This is a genomic window from Phycicoccus sp. Soil803 (assembly GCF_001429685.1).
Taxonomy (GTDB): domain Bacteria; phylum Actinomycetota; class Actinomycetes; order Actinomycetales; family Dermatophilaceae; genus Pedococcus.
In genome coordinates, this window is sequence record NZ_LMST01000001.1 from 1,199,601 (window position 1) to 1,216,306 (window position 16,706).

Below are 16,706 nucleotides of genomic sequence, written 5' to 3' on the forward strand. Positions count from 1 at the left end.
TCAGACCCGCCTGGGTCAGAGCAGTCCCTGCCGCTTCAGCATGAGGTAGTGGTCGGCGAGCCGGACCGGTAGGAGCTCCGGTGGCTCGTCGAGCACGTCGACGCCCAGGTTGGCGAGGGCCGCGGCGGTGCGTCGGCGCAACGCCGTCGTCCGCTCGGCGGCGGCCGCGTCGTAGACCTCGGCCACCGTGCTGCGGGCCGTGCGCATCCGTCCGACGGCCGGGTCCGCGACCGATGCGACGACGACCCGGTGGTGAGCGCTGAGGGACGGCAGGACGGGCACCAGCCCCTGCTCGACGGCTGAGGACTCGAGCGGCGTGAGCAGCACGACGAGGGCCCGCTGCGTGCCGAGCCGCTGGATCTCGGTCGCCAGCAGACCCCAGTCGGCCTCGACCAGCCTGGCCTCCACCGGAGCGAGCGTGCTGATCGTGTCGTGCAGCAGGGTGGCCCGGTCGGCCCCGGCGACCCGCGCCTGCACCACGCGGTCACCGGCGAGCACCTGCACGCGGTCGCGGGCGTGGCCGGCCAGGGCGGTCAGGAGGAGGGCGGCGTCCATGGCGGCGTCGAGTCGCGGGGCGTCGTCGACCCGGCCGGCGGAGGTGCGCGAGGTGTCGACGACGATGACGATCCGGCGGTGCTGCTCCGGCTGCCAGGTGCGCACGACGAGGTGCTGGCGGCGAGCCGTGCCGCGCCAGTCGATGCTGCGGACGTCGTCGCCCTCGACGTAGTCACGCAGGCTGTCGAACTCGGTGCCCTGTCCGCGGGTGCGCAGCGCCGCCCGGCCGTCGAGCTGGCGGAGCACGGCCAGCCGGCTGGGCAGGTGCTTGCGGGCCGGGAACGGGTGCAGGGTCCGCAGCCGTCCGGGCACCTCGAAGGAGCGCTGTCGCGCTGCCAGCCCGAGCGGCCCGGCCGAGCGGACCGTCACCCGGTGGGCGGCCCGGTCGCCGCGGCGGGTGGGGTGCATGGCGGTCGTGATCCGCACGCGCTCGCCAGCGGCGAGGTCGAGGGGGTGCCGGGTGGTCTCGGCCCCGGCCGAGGGCGGCCACGCGTCGCGGATCGCCCCGCGCACCCTGCGCCGGCCGCTGTTGGTGGCCAGCACCGAGGTGGCGGTGGCCTCACCGAGGCGCACCTGGCCGGGCCCCTCGCGGGTCAGGGTCAGCCCGCGCGGCGAGGGCGCGAGCAGGACGTCGAGCCCGATGAGCACCACCATGACGACCCACCACCACCGCACCGTGTCCCCCTCCGGCCACACGGCGACCGGCACCAGCCCCAGGAGGGCCAGCGCGACGGCGCGGTAGGTCAGGGACATCAGCGCGGGACCGGCACCGCTCCGAGCGCGCTCTCGAGGACGGCGGTCACGCTGACGCCTTCGAGCTCGGCCTCCGGGCGCAGCGAGAGCCGGTGCGCGAGGGTGGCGTGGGCGAGCGCCTTGACGTCGTCGGGGGTCACGAACCCGCGACCGTTGATCCAGGCCCACGCGCGAGACGTCGCCATCAGCGCCGTGGCACCACGGGGGCTCACCCCGAGGGCGAGCGACGGGGAGTGCCGGGTCGCCCGGGCGATGTCCACGATGTATGCCGTGACCTCGTCGGAGATCTCGACGGTGCGGACCGCTTCGGTGCCGGCGGCGAGGTCGGCGACCGAGGCGACCGGACGAAGGCCGGCCGAGTGCAGGTCGCGCGGGTCGAAGCCGGTGGCGTGCCGACGCAGGACCGCGATCTCGTCCTCGCGCGGCGGCAGGGGGAGGGTGACCTTGAGCAGGAACCGGTCGAGCTGCGCCTCCGGCAGCGGGTAGGTGCCTTCGTACTCGACGGGGTTCTGCGTGGCGGCGACCATGAACGGCTGCGGGAGCGGGTGGGCCCGGCCGTCGACGCTGACCTGGCGCTCCTCCATCGCCTCCAGCAGGGCGGACTGCGTCTTGGGGGGTGTGCGGTTGATCTCGTCGGCCAGCAGCAGGTTGGTGAAGACCGGGCCCTGGCGGAAGGTGAAGTCACTGTTCGCGGCGTCGTAGACCAGTGAGCCGGTGAGGTCGCCGGGCATCAGGTCGGGGGTGAACTGCACCCGCTTGGTCTCGACGTCGAGGGCCGCAGCAAGGCTGCGCACGAGCAGCGTCTTCGCCACGCCGGGCACGCCCTCGAGCAGGATGTGCCCCTGCGCCAGCAGGGCGACCAGCAGGCCCGCGACCGCGGCGTCCTGCCCGACGACCGCCTTGGCCACCTCGGCGCGCACGGCGAGCAGGGCGGCCCGCGCGTCCGGGGCGGCTGCGGGGGGACCGGCCGCCGCCGACGGGGGAGTGACGGCGGGGGCCGGTGCCGCGCCCGCTGCGGGCGCGTCGAGGTGGGCTGGCGTCGGGAACTCGTGCTGGTCGGTCATGACGTACGGACTCTCTCCTCGAGGTCGGCCAAGGCATTGGCCAGGGTGCGCAGCTCGACATCGGTGGTGGGCGGCGGGCCGGCGAGCAGCGCCGCGACCTGCGTGGGCGGCATACCGGCTGCGGCTGCGGCAGCAGCCTGCACGGCCTCCACGGCGTGCGGCGGCAGCGCGAGCCGTCGCGCGAGCCGCTCGTTGCTGCCGAGCCGGAGCACCGCCGCGGCGCGGCCCCGGTCACGGGCCCGGCGGTAGATCCGCCCGCGGCTCTCGGTGGTCTCGACCGCGCGGACGACGACCGGCAGCGGCTCGGTGACCAGTGCGCCCATCCGGCGTCCGCGCACGAACGCGAGGACGACCACCGCGGTGCCGAGGATGACCGCCGCCGGGGTGAGCCAGTCCGGCCAGGCGGACAGACCGGCCCCGCCCGCGCTCGCGAGGTCGCCGATGCCCGGCTGGTACCAGACGAGGCGCGGCGAGTGGCCCAGCGCCCGGACGGCCAGACCGGCATGGGACTCCTCGCCCACGAACCGGTTGGTGAGGCCACTGCCGACCCCCACGGCGACGACCTCGGGGTGCTCGGCGCCAGCGGGCACGGTGGCCAGGGCGGCGCCGAAGCCGAAGTCGGCAGGGGCGGCCTCGTCGTCGCCGCGCGGGTTGGGCAGGGCGAAGCAGAGCGTGGCCGCAGGACCGCCGCCACGGTTGACGGGCACGAAGCGGGTGTCGACCACCGACGCGGTGTCGTCGGGGCGGGCGACCATGGAGCGGCAGCCGGCCGTGACCGTCACCTGCGCGCCGAGGTCGCTGGAGGTGAGGGGCAGGTCGAGCGTGGCCAGCTGCTCCGCCGTCGGCGCGACCAGGACGAGCCGGTCGGCCTCGGACGTCGCTTCCCCCAGGAGCTCGGTGCTGTCGCTGCCGAGGTAGGCGGGATTGCCCACGACCACCGTCGTGCCCGCCCCGGGGTCGACGTCGAGGAGCTCGTCGACGGAGCGGACCACCTCGACCTCCACCCCGTGGTCGCGCAGCACCTGGACGAGGACCCTGCCGCCCTGGGGTCCGGCCTCGTCAGGGTCGAGGACCTGGTCGGGAGCACTGGTGGACAGGGCCATGGCTGCCAGGGCCGCCACCCCGATCGCGACCACGAGGGCCCACACCACCCGGCGGCGCACCCGCGTGGCGAGGCCGGCGCGGGCCGGCAGGTCGGTCACCGCGTCCGTCGGTGCCGTCGAGGAGGCGGCGGGGCCGGAGTCGGTCACGGGCCGACCAGCTGGCCGAGGGTCGGGCGGGACGCGAGCAGGGCGGTGTCGAGGTCGGCGGCGGCCACGGCCCGGGCCTGCGTGGTGCGCCGGTGACCGTAGCGGACCGCGTCGAACTCCGTCGCGCTCGCGGCCAGCGACTCGGCGTGGGCGGGAAAGACCAGCTCGAGCGCGAGGGCGACCTCGTGGGCGGTGCGTCCGGGCAGGTCGGTCAGCAGGGTGCGCTCCACGGCGGAGGCGGCCAGGGCGCGGTAGCTGTCGAGCAGGACGGCGTCCCAGTCGCCCCGGGTCCTCGCCGCGGCGGCGCGGGCCCGGTAGTCGGCGGCGCTGAGCCCTTCGTCGTCGAGCACCGCCTTGCCTGCGCGGCCGCCTCGGGTCGACGGCTCGGCCCTGAGCAGGCGGGCCACCACGAGCGCGACGACGGCGAGGAGCACCACCACGACGAGGGCGGCGCCCCAGGCGGGGATCAGCCCCGCCCCCGGCTGGCCGGTGAGGAGGTGCTGCAGCCACTCGACGAACCGCTGCCAGACCGAGGGCTCGGTCGTGTACCGCCCTTTGGCCAGCTCGTCGAGCACCCACTGCCGGGCCTCGGGCGAGCTCGGGTCGAGCGGTGGCCCGGCGAACACGGAGGATGGGGTCATCTCGCGGCGGTGGCTCCCGGCGCCTGACCGGCGGCGTCAGCCTGGGCTGCGGTGATCAGCTGGACGTCGAAACCTTCCCGGCGGATCCGCTGGTCGACGTAGAGCAGGGCGTCGACGCCGGCGGTGAACGGCGTGGTGAGGGCGCCGGTGAGCAGCCCGGTAAGGCCCGCCACGATGGCCTGGAAGACGTAGAGGTTCTCCGGGTCTCCCGTCGCGACGGCGCCCACCCCGCCGATCAGGCCCAGCGGGAAGGCGACGATCTGGGCTGCGAGGCCCACGATGAAGCTGGTGAGCAGCCGGATGCCGAAGACCCGCCAGAACTGGCTCCCAGAGGTGAGTCGCCACGACCGCGCGACACCCTGTCCCACGCCGACCTTCTCGAGGACCACGGCGACCCCGACGAAGGCCAGCCGGGTGGACAGGAACAGCACGAGCAGGACGGCCACGAGGCCGGCCAGGACCGCGAAGAGGATCGCCCCGACGAGCCCCGAGTTGTCGTAGGAGGTGGCCGCGCTGACCACCGCGATCACCGGCAGCACGAGGATGACGGCGAGGGCCAGCAGGATGGCCAGGCCGGTGACGAGGGTGGCCCCCACGAGCGGCAGCAGCCGAGCTCGGGTGCCCTCCCAGGTCTGGCCGGCGGTGACCTTGCGCCCCATCACGGCCTGGCTGATGACGAACGCGACGAACCCCGTCAGCAGGACGGCGGAGGCCGACGTGCCGAGGGACGGGACCAGGGAGCCGAGCGCGCCGGCCAGCGGCACCGGGTCGGAGGCCGACGACGGGTCGAGCTCTATGTCGAGGGAGTCCTTCGAGGCCACCCAGGCACCGAGCGCGGTGGTCGGCACGAGGAAGATCAACGTCGTGACGAAGGCCAGTCCCATGGTGGCGGCGACGTTGCCCCGGATCGCCTTGATGACGGCTCCGTAGAGGTCGCCCAGGTTGAGCGGGCGCAGCGGGATGATCCCGGGCCGGAACTCCATCGCGGGGTGCCCGCCCCACGGCTGCTGCCCGTGCGTCGCCATCCCTGGTCCAGGGGGCGGCTGGGGCGCGGTCATGGGCTGTGCCGTAGGCACCGCCTGGTGTGCCGGGTGCACACCCGGCGTGGTGCCCTGCGGCTCCGCGGGGCCACCGGTGCCCGGAGCCACCCACTGTGGGTCGGTCATGTGCGTAGTCTCCCCCTCGCTGACGTGCTGGAACCCTAACCGACGGAGGTGTCGTCCGGGTGCCGAGCCGCGAGATTGGGCGAGGCTCGGACGGCCGGTGGCCACGCGGCATACCGGGGCGTGGTGGTCGCCCGGCCGGCGGGTCAGCGGGCCAGGGCGGACAGCAGCGGCTCGAGGTCCTTGGCCCGCGCGGAGACGGCGCCCAGGGACTCCTGACGGGCCACGACCCGCGGCTCGTCGCGCATCAGCGCCAGGCCGCGGCGCACCAGGGTCCAGGGCGGCTTGCGGTGCTCGGACAGGTCACGCAGCAGGCGCCAGACGAAGGTGACCACCCGGTGGTGGTGGACGCAGTAGGCGCCCGCGAGCAGGCCGCGCTCGCGCAGGTCGGCGATGATCTCGGCCGCGAAGATGCCCTCGGCGAGGACCAGGTCGTGGGGGTCCGCCCGCACGGTCGTGGTGTCGACCGCCCGGCTCAGGGAGATGTCGTAGACCGGGGTCCGGACCTCCCCCGTCGCCACGAGGGTGCTCAGCGCGTCGACCGCGGCCTGCCGGTTCCAGGAGTCGGGGTGGTCCCAGTCGACGATGCCGAGCTCCTCGCTGCGCGGCATCGCCGGGTCGTCCTCGTCCCGGTAGAAGTCGTCCAGCCGCACGATCGGCCAGCCGTGCGCGCCCTGGAGCCGGGCCGCCAGCCGGGACTTCCCGGCGCCGCTGGGACCGGCCAGGACGACCACCCGGGCGGTGGTGGTGGTCATGCCGCCCCTCTCGTCGCCGGTTCGATGTGAACGCGCCGGAGTCTGCCGGCGCGTTCACATCGAACGGACGGAGTGCCTGGGGTCAAGGGTCAGCGACCCTTGGGGTGCCAGACCGTCTTGGTCTCGAGGAACGACGTGATCCGGCCGAGGTCCGGAGTGGTCGACCAGTCGGGCTCGACCGCGCCGGAACCCTCACCTGCGGGTCGGACGACGCGCTTGAGGTTCTCCGCGGCGGCCAGCTCGAGGTCGCCCCAGCTCACGCCGTCGGCGTCGGCGGCACCGGTGAGGTCGATGGCGTTGACATCGCGGTGCGACGCCAGCCACGGGGCCACCTCGGCGGTGCGCCCGGTGATGAGGTTGATGACCCCACCCGGGACGTCGGAGGTGGCCAGCGCCTCGGACAGCGTGATGGCCGGCAGCGGTCGCAGCTCGCTGGTGAGGACGACCGCGGTGTTCCCGGAGCAGACCACCGGGGCCAGCACCGAGACGAGGCCGAGCAGGGAGGAGCGCTGGGGGGCCAGGACGGCGACGACACCGGTCGGCTCGGGCGCGGAGATGTCGAAGTACGGGCCTGCGACGGGGTTCAACCCACCCAGGACCTGCGCGAGCTTGTCGGTCCACCCGGCATACCAGACCCAGCGGTCGATGGCCTGCGAGACGATCGTCTCGGCCCGTCGCTCGGCCACGCCCTCACTGGCGCGCACCTCGGCGACGAACTGGGCCCGACGGCCCTCCATCACCTCGGCCACGCGATAGAGCACCTGACCGCGGTTGTATGCCGTGGCGCCGGCCCAGCCGGCGAAGGCACCCCGGGCGGCGACGACCGCGTCGCGGGCGTCCTTGCGTGAGCCCTGGGCGGCGTTCGCGAGGAACTTGCCGCGGCCGTCGACGACCTCGTAGGAGCGGCCGGACTCGGAGCGGGGGAACTTGCCGCCGATGTAGAGCTTGTAGGTCTTGCGCACGTCGACGCGTGCGTCAGTGCCTGTCGACCGCGTGGCGGTGGGGCTCACTTGCTGTCTCCCGTCGTGACGTAGGCGGCCAGGCCGTGCCGGCCACCCTCGCGGCCGTAGCCGGACTCCTTGTAGCCACCGAAGGGGCTGGTCGGGTCGAACTTGTTGAAGGTGTTGGCCCAGACGACACCGGCGCGGAGCTGGTCGGCCATCCAGAGGATGCGCGAACCCTTCTCGGTCCAGATGCCGGCGGACAGGCCGTAGGGCGTGTTGTTGGCCTTGGCGACGGCCTCGTGCGGGGTGCGGAAGGTGAGGACCGACAGGACCGGCCCGAAGATCTCCTCCTGCGCGATCCGGTGGGTCTGGCTGACGCCGGTGAAGACCGTCGGCCGGAACCAGAAGCCCTTGCTCGGCAGCGCGCAGCCGTTGTCCCAGCGCTCGGCACCCTCGGCCTCGCCGGCAGCGGTGAGGTCGACGATCCGCTGCAGCTGGGCCTTGGAGTTGATCGCTCCCACGTCGGTGTTCTTGTCCAGCGGGTCGCCGACGCGCAGCGTCTCGAGGCGGCGCTTGAGCCGCTTCTCGACGTCGTCCGCGATGTTCTCCTGGACCAGGAGGCGTGACCCGGCACAGCAGACGTGGCCCTGGTTGAAGAAGATGCCGTTGACGATGCCCTCGACGGCCTGGTCGAGCGGTGCGTCGTCGAACACGATGTTGGCGGCCTTGCCACCGAGCTCGAGGGTGGCCTTCTTGCGGGTGCCGGCGATGGAGCGGGCGATCATCTTGCCGACGCCGGTCGAGCCGGTGAAGGCCAGCTTGTCGATGTCGGGGTGGTCGACGATCGCCTGTCCCGTGGCGCCGGCGCCGGTGATGATGTTGACGACGCCGGGCGGTAGGTCGGCCTGCTGCACGACCTCGGCGAAGAGGAGCGCGGTCAGCGGCGTGGTCTCGGCCGGCTTGATGACCACGGTGTTGCCGGTGGCCAGGGCGGGCGCGATCTTCCAGGCCAGCATGAGGATCGGGAAGTTCCAGGGGATGACCTGGCCCACGACCCCGTGGGGCCGGGGGTTGGTGCCCAAGCCCGCGTAGTCGAGCTTGTCGGCCCAGCCGGCGTGGTAGAAGAAGTGCGCCGCGGCCAGCGGCACGTCGACGTCGCGGCTCTCCTTGATCGGCTTGCCGTTGTCGAGGCTCTCCAGGACGGCGAACTCGCGGGCGCGCTCCTGGAGGATGCGGGCGATGCGGAAGAGGTACTTGCCGCGGTCGGCACCGGACATCCGACCCCAGGCGCCGTTGTAGGCGCGGCGGGCCGCGGCCACGGCGCGGTCGACGTCTGCCTCGCTGGCCGAGGTCACCTCGGCGAGGACCTCCTCGGTGGCGGGGCTGATCGTCTTGAAGGCGGAACCACCCTGCGACTCGGTGAACTCACCGTTGATGAACAACCCGTAGGAGGGCTTGATGTCGACGACGGCGCGGGACTCCGGCGCCGGTGCGTACTCGAACTTGGCCATGGCTTGGGGTTCCTCAGGATCCGTCGGGTGCGGGGGGCTGCGGGGGGCTGCTGGGGGCTCGCACGGTCAGTACAGGCTGGGCGAGTCGTCGGTGACGTAGTCGGCGCCGGAGTAGGCGCCGATCGCCATCCGCTGGCGTTGCAGGAGGAGGTCGTTGAGCAGGCTGGAGGCGCCGAACCGGAACCAGTGCGGGTCGAGCCAGTCGTCGCCGGCGATCTCGCTGACCGTGACGAGGAACTTGAGCGCGTCCTTGCTCGTGCGGATGCCACCGGCCGGCTTGACGCCCACCATCTCGCCGGTGAGGTCGCGCCAGTCGCGGACCGCCTCGAGCATGATCAGCGTGACCGGCAGGGTGGCCGCAGGGGAGACCTTGCCGGTGGAGGTCTTGATGAAGTCGCCGCCCGCCAGCATCGAGAGCCAGGACGCCCGACGGACGTTGTCGTAGGTGACCAGCTCGCCGGTCTCCATGATGACCTTCAGCCGGGCGCGGGTGCCGTCCGTGCGAACGCAGGCCTCGGCGACCTCGGCGATCTCGCGGAACACCGTGAGGTAGTCGCCGGAGAGGAACGCACCACGGTCGATGACCATGTCGATCTCGTCGGCCCCGGCCGACACGGCGTCGCGGGTGTCGGCCAGCTTGACCGGCATGAGTGCCCGACCGCTCGGGAAGGCGGTGGCCACGGCAGCGACCTTGACGCCGCTCTGCCCCAGGGCCTCCTTGGCGGTGGGGACCATGTCGCCGTAGACGCAGATCGCGGCGGGTCGAGGAGTGGCCAGGTCGGTGGGGTCCGGAGTGATCGCCTTCGCGCACAGGCCGCGCACCTTGCCGGGGGTGTCGGCGCCCTCGAGCGTCGTGAGGTCGATCATCGAGATCGCCAGGTCGATGCCCCACGCCTTCGAGGTCGTCTTGATCGACCGCGTGCCCAGCCCGGCAGCACGCGCCTCGCAGCCGACTTGGTCGACGCCCGGGAGCCCGTGCAACCAGCTGGTGAGGGCCGCGTTGGTGAGGCGGGAGACGCCGAGGAGATCGCGCGCCCTGGCCGTCGCGTCGACGGAGGGGGCCGCAGCTGTGGGGGTGCTCACCGACCAATCCTATCCGTGTGCCCGGGTGGGGGGAGTCCCCGGATGTTCCCCTGGTCGGAGGGGCTTCGGCGTCCTCAGTCGGGCGGGCTGGCCTGCTCAGTCGGCCGGGCTGGCCTGCTCAGTCGGCCGGGCCGGCCTGCTCAGTCGGCCGGGCCGGATCCTGTGGACATCGGAGTCGCGCGCCTCGCCCTGTGGACAGCGCGCCTCCGAATCGGCGCCGGATCTGGTGGCCGTCTCGGCGTGCGAATCGGGTTGTGTACCAACAGGTTTCGTAGCCGGTGGGTTGTCAGACCCGGCCGGTAGGTTCGGTGGCATGGATCGGGGGATGACATTCGAACAGCGCCGCACGGCTGTCCAGGACGCCTGCGCCGCGCTGACCGGGATCGACGCCGAGCTGTGGTCCGCCGACGGTGCCGGGCTGGGCGAGTTCGCGGGGCTGCTCGACCAGCTCGCGGTGCGGGCCGACGCGGCCCGGGTGGACGTGCTCCGCGAGGCCACCGACCGGGGTGAGACCGGGGCGGGCCGGTCCGGCGGGTCCGCGTGGCTGCTGGACCACTGCCCGGCCCTGCGGGCGGGCGGGTCCGCGCGGGTCGTCCGGGTCGCCGAAGCCGCCACCGACGACCGGTATGCCGCCCTCGTGGCGGCGGTGCGTGAGGCGCGGGTGCCGCTGGTGACCGCGGTCGTGGTGGCAGACGAGTTCGACCGGCTCGCCCCGCGGCTGGCCCCCGGGGCGCACGGCCCGGTCCTGGACGGGCTGGTCGACGTCGCGTCGTGGGGCCGGCCCAAGGACGTCCGCGGGCTGCGGGAACGGCTGGTCGCCAAGCACGGCGCGGCCGGGGAGCTGCAGGCCGAGCACGACCGGGCGGGTGAGCGGCGGTCGTTGTCGCAGCCGTTCGCCGACGGGACCGGGCTGTTCGAGTACACGATGGTCGTCGACACCGAAGCCAAGACCGTGATCGAGGCCGCCGTCCAAGGCTTGTCCGCGCCCCGCCCCGCGCAGGGGGAGCCAGACCGGCGCCCGTCCGGGCAACGCCGGATGGACGTCCTGCTCGAGGTCGTCCGCCGCGGCGTCGCGTCCGCCGACGGTGTCGCCACCACCGACAAGGCGCAGCTGTACGTGACCATCACCCTCGAGGACCTGACCGGCCGCACCCACGCCGCCACCGTGGTCGGGTCCGGTGAGGCCGGGACCCTGCTGCCGCCGCAGACCGCCCGCAAGATCGCCCGCGACGCCGGGATCCTCCCGGTCGTGCTCAGCAAGGCCGGGCAGGTCCTGGACCTCGGCCGACGGTTCCGGCTCTTCACCGCCCAGGCCCGGGCCTTGTGGCTACGCGACCGCGGCTGCACCTTCCCCGACTGTTCGGTCCCCGCGACCTGGTGCGACGCACACCNCTCTGCGGGCGACACCACACCATCGTCCACAAGCACGGCTACCACGCCCAGCTCACCCACGACGGGGTGCACTGGGACCTGACCCCCGGCGCCTACGACCACTGGCTCACCCACCGCCACACCACAGCCGGCGAGCGGGCAGCCGCAGCCCCAGACCCTCCTGCCATCAGGACCTACGACGTGTGGGACCAGCTCGAAACCACCGCCCCGGGGCCACCACCCACCCCGCCCTGGCGACCATGACCCCGCCCCACAGCCCGCCAGATCCGGCGGGCCCCCAGGCATGCCCGCCCGCAGACCAGCAGAACGGCAGACCAGCAGAACGGCAGACCAGCAGAACGGCAGACCAGCAGACCGCCGGCCGACTGCAGCGGCAGCGACTACTGCGACCTGGCGCCCTTGACGGTCAGGGACTGGACACGACTGACCAGCTCGCGCCCCCGAAACGGCTTGACCATGTAGTCATCGGCTCCGGCGGTGAAGGCCTGGTCGATGTCGCCCTCCTGGGCCTTGGACGTGAGCATCAGGACCGCGACGCCCTTGGTCCGAGGGTCGGCCCGGATGGCCCGGCACACCTCGACCCCGCTCAGGCCCGGCATCATCCAGTCGAGGACCACCAGGTCAGGTACGTGAGTCGTCGCGGCGGCCAGTCCGGCGTCGCCGTTGTCCCGGACGACGACGTCGTAACCGGCCCGACTCAGCAGGGCGACCACGAGGTCCTGGATGTCGAGGTCGTCCTCGACCACGAGAACCTTCATCGGGGATCCCTCCTGAGCGGACCGTCGCGGCGGCGGGTGATCTGCCGCACGCTTCACCCGCACCCTACGGCGCGAAGACTCTGACGACGAGCCCACGCGCGGGTGGGGCCCAGCCTCACGACGCAGGCCCGGATTGCCGATTCGACTCGCGTGGGACAGTCTCACCCGCATGGACCGCGTCGAATTCGTGCAACTCAGGGAGGCGATGACGGTCAACCTGCCGCCGGCCTCCGGCGCACAGACCGCTGACGCCGCCGCCAAGCTCCGGCGACGACTGGTGTCCAGCGTCATGTTCGCCGAGGTCGAGGTCGAGGCGACGGACGACCCCGAGCGCCTGCTGATCGCCATGGTCCGGTTCCGGCCGGGCACCCCGGAGCGTCAGGTGGCCAGCTTCCTCGAAGCGGTGTGGATCACCGAGCTGCGCCTGGACGGTCTCGACGTGTTCAACTTCCTCGTGGAGGACGGCCACGTCGAGTTCGAGGCCGCCACCGGGGACCAGGACTCCGGCTACTACCTCAGCCTGCAGCTGATCGCCGTCGAGGGCGCGCCACAGGACTTCGAGGGCAGGTCCAGCTCCCCGAGCGAGGTTCCCGTGGAGACCGAGACCCCGACCACCAAGAAGCGCTTCTGGAAGAAGTAGGCCGGTACGAGGGACGACGGACGAGGACGCACCTCAGACCTGGACGAGGCCTTCCATGGCGGCGCGGATGCCGGCCAACCTCGTGGCGGCGGTCTGCCGCGCCGTCTTCAGGTCGGAGGAGACCGGCTCGATCACCTCGAGGTAGACCTTGAGCTTGGGCTCGGTGCCGGACGGTCGCACGATGATCCGCGAGTCGTCGGCGAGGAAGTAGCGCAGCCCGTCGGTGGGCGGCAGTGCCTCGCTTCCCTCGGCCAGGTCGTCGGTGCGCACGACAGCGGTGCCGGCCACGTCCTGGGGCGGGTCCTGGCGAAGTCGCGCCATCACCTTCCCGATCAGCGCCAGGTCGGCCACCCGCACGGACAGCGCGTCGGTCGCGTGCACACCGTGTTCGACGGCGAGGTCGTCGAGCAGGTCGGTGAGTGAACGTCCCTCGGCCTTCAGGCTGGCCGTCATCTCCGCCACCACCAGGGCGGCGCTGACGCCGTCCTTGTCGCGCACGTGCGGTGGGTCGACGCAGTAGCCCAGCGCCTCCTCGTACCCGTACCGCAGACCCTTCACGCGCGAGATCCACTTGAAGCCGGTCAGCGTCTCCTCGTGCGGGACGCCGGCGGCCTTCGCCATCGCCGCCAGCAAGCGGGACGACACGATCGAGTTGGCGAAGACGTCACCGTTGCCCACGCCGCGGGCGAGGATGTGCGCGCCCAACAGGGCACCCACCTCGTCGCCGCGGAGCATCCGCCACCCACCGGGGCCGGGCACCGCGACGGCGCAGCGGTCGGCATCGGGGTCGTTGGCGATGACCACGTCGGGTCCGGTCTGCTCGGCCAGCTCGAGGGCCGCATCCATGGCCCCCGGCTCCTCGGGGTTGGGGAAGTGCACCGTCGGGAACGCCGGGTCGGGCTGGGCCTGGCTCTCAACCGGGATCGGCGCGGCGTACCCGGCCCGGACGAAGGCCTTGGCCACGGTCTCGGAGCCGACCCCGTGCAGGGCGGTGTGGACCACGGTGACCTCGCGGGGGGTGTCCTTCGCCACGACGGTGACGGCGTCGTCGAGGTACGCCTCGAGCACGTCGTCGCCCAGCGTCTCCCAGCCGTCGTCGGCGAGTGGCACGTCAGCCACGGCGGCGACCCGCGCGATCTGGGTCGCGATGTCGGCGTCGGAGGGCGGCACGATCTGCGAGCCGTCGCCGAGGTAGACCTTGTAGCCGTTGTCCTCGGGCGGGTTGTGGCTCGCCGTCACCATCACGCCCGCGTCGGCGCCGAGGTAGCGGATCGCGTACGCCAGCACGGGAGTCGGCAATGGTGACGGCAGGATCGCCGCGCGACCGCCAGCGCCCACGACGACCGCGGCGGTGTCCCGGGCGAACACGTCGGAGTTGCGGCGCGCGTCGAAGCCCACCACCACGAACGGCTCGGGCTTGCTCGCCTGCAGGTATGCCGTGAGGCCGGCGGCCGCGCGGATCACGACGGAGCGGTTCATCCGGTTGGGACCGGCGCCGATGGCGCCGCGGAGCCCTGCGGTGCCGAACTCGAGCATCCCGGAGAACCGGTCGCCGAGGTCGTCGAGGGCAGCCTGGTCGCCGGTCTTGGCCTGCGCGAGGAGGTCGCCGAGCTTGACCCGGGTCTCGTGGTCGGGGTCGTCGTCCACCCACGCCTGGGCGGCGTCGATGAGCTCCTGGGCGTGTTGGGCGGCCCGTGCCTCGATGCTCGCAGGTGAGTCGGCTCCGCGGCCGTGCCGCGCGGCATACGTCATGGCTGGGCTCCTCTCAGATGGTGGCGACGACCGCGGCCAGGAGCTTCCCGCACCGCTCGGCGGAAGCCTGGCCGGTCTCCATGACCTCCTCGTGGGACAGCGGCTGGTCGCTGATCCCCGCGGCGAGGTTGGTCACGAGCGAGATGCCCAGGACCTCGAGCCCGGCCTGGCGGGCCGCGATGGCCTCCAACGTGGTCGACATGCCGACCAGGTCACCTCCGAGCACCTTGGCCATCCGCACCTCGGCGGGGGTCTCGTAGTGGGGGCCACGGAACTGCACGTAGACCCCTTCGTCGAGACTGGGGTCGACCGCACGGGCCAGGTCGCGCAGCCGCGGTGAGTACAGGTCGGTGAGGTCGACGAAGTTGGCGCCCTCGATGGGGGAGGCGGCCGTGAGGTTGAGGTGGTCGCTGATCAGTACCGGGGTGCCGGGACCCCACGCGGGGTTGAGGCCGCCGCAGCCGTTGGTGAGCACGATGGCCCGGCACCCGGCCGCTGCTGCCGTGCGGACGGCGTGCACGACGGCTCGAACGCCCTTGCCCTCGTAGAAGTGGGTGCGGGTGCCGTAGACGAGCGCCCGACGGCCGGTGTCGGCGATCGCCACCGAGCGCATCGTGCCGCTGTGCCCCGCGACCGCGGCCTTCGCGAAGCCGGGGACGTCCGCGTTGTCGATCGTGGCCAGCGTCTCGCCGATGAGGTCACCGGTCTGGCCCCACCCGGAGCCGAGGACCAGGGCCACGTCGTGCCGGTCGGTGCCGCTGCGCTCGGCGATCACCGCGGCGGCCGCCTTGGCCACCTCGAACGGGTCGGCCGCGGGGTCGGACAGGTCGGGGACGCCCGGGGACGGGCTGCTCTGCTCGCTCACTCCCGAAGACTACCGAGGCCCGGACCGGGCGGCGACGGCGACGGAGTGGACGGGTTCCGGCACGGACGCCAGACCGTTCGCCTCTGCCGGGGTGGTTGGATGGTCGCGTGAACGCGCCCCAGTCCTCAGTGGTGATCCTCGGCGGTGGTCCCGGGGGCTACGAGGCCGCCCTCGTGGCGGCCCACCTGGGTGCCCGCGTGACGGTCGTCGACCGTGACGGCGTCGGTGGCGCAGCGGTGCTCACCGACTGCGTGCCGTCCAAGACGCTGATCTCGACGGCCGACTTCATGAGCCAGTTCGAGACCGCCTCCGACCTCGGCGTGCACCTCGAGGACCACGAGGGCGACGAGGTCTCCGACTCGGTCGCCGAACTCACCGCGGTGAACCGCCGCATCCTGGCCCTCGCTGCTGCGCAGTCCCGCGACATCGGCGCCCGGCTCGCAGCCGACGGCGTGCAGGTGCTGGCCGGCACGGGTCGGCTGCTCGAGGCGGGGTCGGTCGAGGCCACTCTCGCCGACGGGACGACCCAGACCCTCAGCGCTGACGTCGTCCTCGTCGCCACCGGCGCCACGCCCCGGGTCGTGCCCTCTGCCCAGCCCGACGGCGAGCGGATCCTCACCTGGCAGCAGATCTACTCCCTCGCCGAGCTCCCCGAGCACCTGGTCGTCGTCGGCTCTGGTGTCACCGGTGCCGAGCTCGCGCAGGCCTACCTCGGTCTCGGCTCGCGCGTGACGCTCGTGTCGTCGCGGGACCGGGTGCTCCCCGGCGAGGACGCCGACGCCGCCACCGTGATCGAGGACGTCTTCCGCAAGCGCGGCATGGACGTGCTCGGGCGCTCGCGGATGGCCTCGGTGTCGCGCACGGAGTCGGGCGTGGTGGTCCGGCTCGTGGACGGTCGCGAGGTCGAGGGCAGCCACGCGCTCCTGGCCGTCGGATCCGTCCCGCAGACCTCCGGCATCGGCCTCGAGGACGTCGGGGTGGCCGTGAGCGAGTCCGGCCACATCGTGGTCGACAAGGTCTCGCGCACCTCCGTGCGCGGTGTGTATGCCGCGGGCGACTGCACCGGCGTCCTTCCCCTGGCGTCCGTGGCCGCCATGCAGGGACGCATCGCGATGGCGCACTCCCTCGGTGACGCGGTCGCTCCGCTCAACCTGCGGGCCGTCTCGGCCAACATCTTCACCGACCCCGAGATCGCCACGGTCGGGTTCTCCCAGAAGGACCTCGACGAGGGCACCGTCGACGCGACCTCGGTGATGCTGCCGCTCTCGACCAACCCCCGCGCCAAGATGCAGGGCATCACCGACGGGTTCGTGAAGCTGTTCGCCCGCAAGGGTGGCGGCACCGTCGTCGGCGGCGTCGTCGTGGCGCCGCGGGCCTCCGAGCTGATCTACCCGGTGACCCTGGCGGTGCAGCACGGGCTCACCGTCGACCAGCTGGCCGGGACCTTCACGGTCTACCCCTCGCTCTCCGGCTCGGTGGCCGAGGCCGCCCGCCAGCTCCACCAGCGCGACTGACCAGTCGGGCGCTCCGGCGGCATTTCCCCCGGGTTGGTGGGTAATGTCCCCACTGAGCGTGCTGTG

At 72.9% G+C, this 16,706-nt stretch carries 14 protein-coding genes; 2 read left to right on the forward strand and 12 right to left on the reverse strand.

Annotated features, from left to right (window positions below; all coding sequences use genetic code 11):
• Positions 1 to 15: 15 nt before the first annotated feature.
• From ASG95_RS05600 to ASG95_RS05650, 10 genes are all read right to left on the reverse strand, one after another.
• Positions 16 to 1,308 carry a DUF58 domain-containing protein gene (locus tag ASG95_RS05600; RefSeq protein WP_057376837.1) on the reverse strand — a complete coding sequence of 431 codons (1,293 nt, stop codon included), beginning with the start codon at positions 1,306 to 1,308 and terminating at the stop codon, positions 16 to 18.
• Positions 1,308 to 2,372 carry a MoxR family ATPase gene (locus tag ASG95_RS05605; RefSeq protein WP_057376838.1) on the reverse strand — a complete coding sequence of 355 codons (1,065 nt, stop codon included), beginning with the start codon at positions 2,370 to 2,372 and terminating at the stop codon, positions 1,308 to 1,310. The genes ASG95_RS05600 and ASG95_RS05605 overlap by 1 nt, the downstream gene beginning before the upstream one ends.
• A complete protein-coding gene (locus ASG95_RS21190; RefSeq protein WP_057376839.1) occupies positions 2,369 to 3,622 on the reverse strand; it encodes a DUF4350 domain-containing protein in 1,254 nt (417 codons plus the stop codon). Before ASG95_RS21190 ends, ASG95_RS05605 begins: the two co-directional genes overlap by 4 nt.
• A complete protein-coding gene (locus tag ASG95_RS05615; RefSeq protein ID WP_157581750.1) occupies positions 3,619 to 4,263 on the reverse strand; it encodes a DUF4129 domain-containing protein in 645 nt (214 codons plus the stop codon). The genes ASG95_RS21190 and ASG95_RS05615 overlap by 4 nt, the downstream gene beginning before the upstream one ends.
• Positions 4,260 to 5,429, reverse strand: coding sequence for a hypothetical protein (locus ASG95_RS05620; protein ID WP_157581751.1), 1,170 nt, complete (start codon positions 5,427 to 5,429; stop codon positions 4,260 to 4,262). The genes ASG95_RS05615 and ASG95_RS05620 overlap by 4 nt, the downstream gene beginning before the upstream one ends.
• Before the next feature lie 143 nt (positions 5,430 to 5,572).
• Positions 5,573 to 6,181, reverse strand: coding sequence for a uridine kinase (locus tag ASG95_RS05625; protein ID WP_056922923.1), 609 nt, complete (start codon positions 6,179 to 6,181; stop codon positions 5,573 to 5,575).
• 89 nt (positions 6,182 to 6,270) lie between these two features.
• Entirely contained in the window at positions 6,271 to 7,191 is a 921-nt protein-coding gene (locus tag ASG95_RS05630) for an aldehyde dehydrogenase family protein (protein WP_200961293.1), read from the reverse strand.
• Positions 7,188 to 8,636, reverse strand: a complete 1,449-nt coding sequence (locus ASG95_RS05635) for an aldehyde dehydrogenase family protein (protein ID WP_056922922.1) — start codon at positions 8,634 to 8,636, stop codon at positions 7,188 to 7,190. Before ASG95_RS05635 ends, ASG95_RS05630 begins: the two co-directional genes overlap by 4 nt.
• Before the next feature lie 66 nt (positions 8,637 to 8,702).
• Positions 8,703 to 9,719, reverse strand: coding sequence for a deoxyribose-phosphate aldolase (deoC, locus tag ASG95_RS05640; RefSeq protein ID WP_056922921.1), 1,017 nt, complete (start codon positions 9,717 to 9,719; stop codon positions 8,703 to 8,705).
• Positions 9,720 to 11,491: 1,772 nt separating this feature from the next.
• The gene (locus ASG95_RS05650) at positions 11,492 to 11,869 is read right to left on the reverse strand and encodes a response regulator transcription factor (protein ID WP_057376842.1); all 378 of its coding nucleotides are present in this window, start codon (positions 11,867 to 11,869) and stop codon (positions 11,492 to 11,494) included.
• 169 nt (positions 11,870 to 12,038) lie between these two features.
• Here ASG95_RS05650 and ASG95_RS05655 point away from each other — a divergent pair, with 169 nt between their 5' ends.
• Positions 12,039 to 12,509: a hypothetical protein gene (locus ASG95_RS05655; RefSeq protein ID WP_157581752.1), complete on the forward strand. Its 471-nt coding sequence runs from the start codon at positions 12,039 to 12,041 to the stop codon at positions 12,507 to 12,509.
• Between the two features lie 33 nt (positions 12,510 to 12,542).
• On the opposite strand, the gene ASG95_RS05660 is transcribed toward ASG95_RS05655, so the two are convergent.
• Complete coding sequence (locus ASG95_RS05660; protein WP_082592357.1) at positions 12,543 to 14,261, reverse strand: phospho-sugar mutase; 1,719 nt, start codon at positions 14,259 to 14,261, stop codon at positions 12,543 to 12,545.
• Positions 14,262 to 14,274: 13 nt separating this feature from the next.
• Entirely contained in the window at positions 14,275 to 15,126 is an 852-nt protein-coding gene (locus ASG95_RS05665) for a purine-nucleoside phosphorylase (protein ID WP_057376844.1), read from the reverse strand.
• A gap of 107 nt (positions 15,127 to 15,233) precedes the next feature.
• Between ASG95_RS05665 and ASG95_RS05670 the strand changes: the two genes are divergently transcribed.
• Entirely contained in the window at positions 15,234 to 16,640 is a 1,407-nt protein-coding gene (locus tag ASG95_RS05670) for an NAD(P)H-quinone dehydrogenase (RefSeq protein ID WP_057376845.1), read from the forward strand.
• Positions 16,641 to 16,706: the final 66 nt, after the last annotated feature.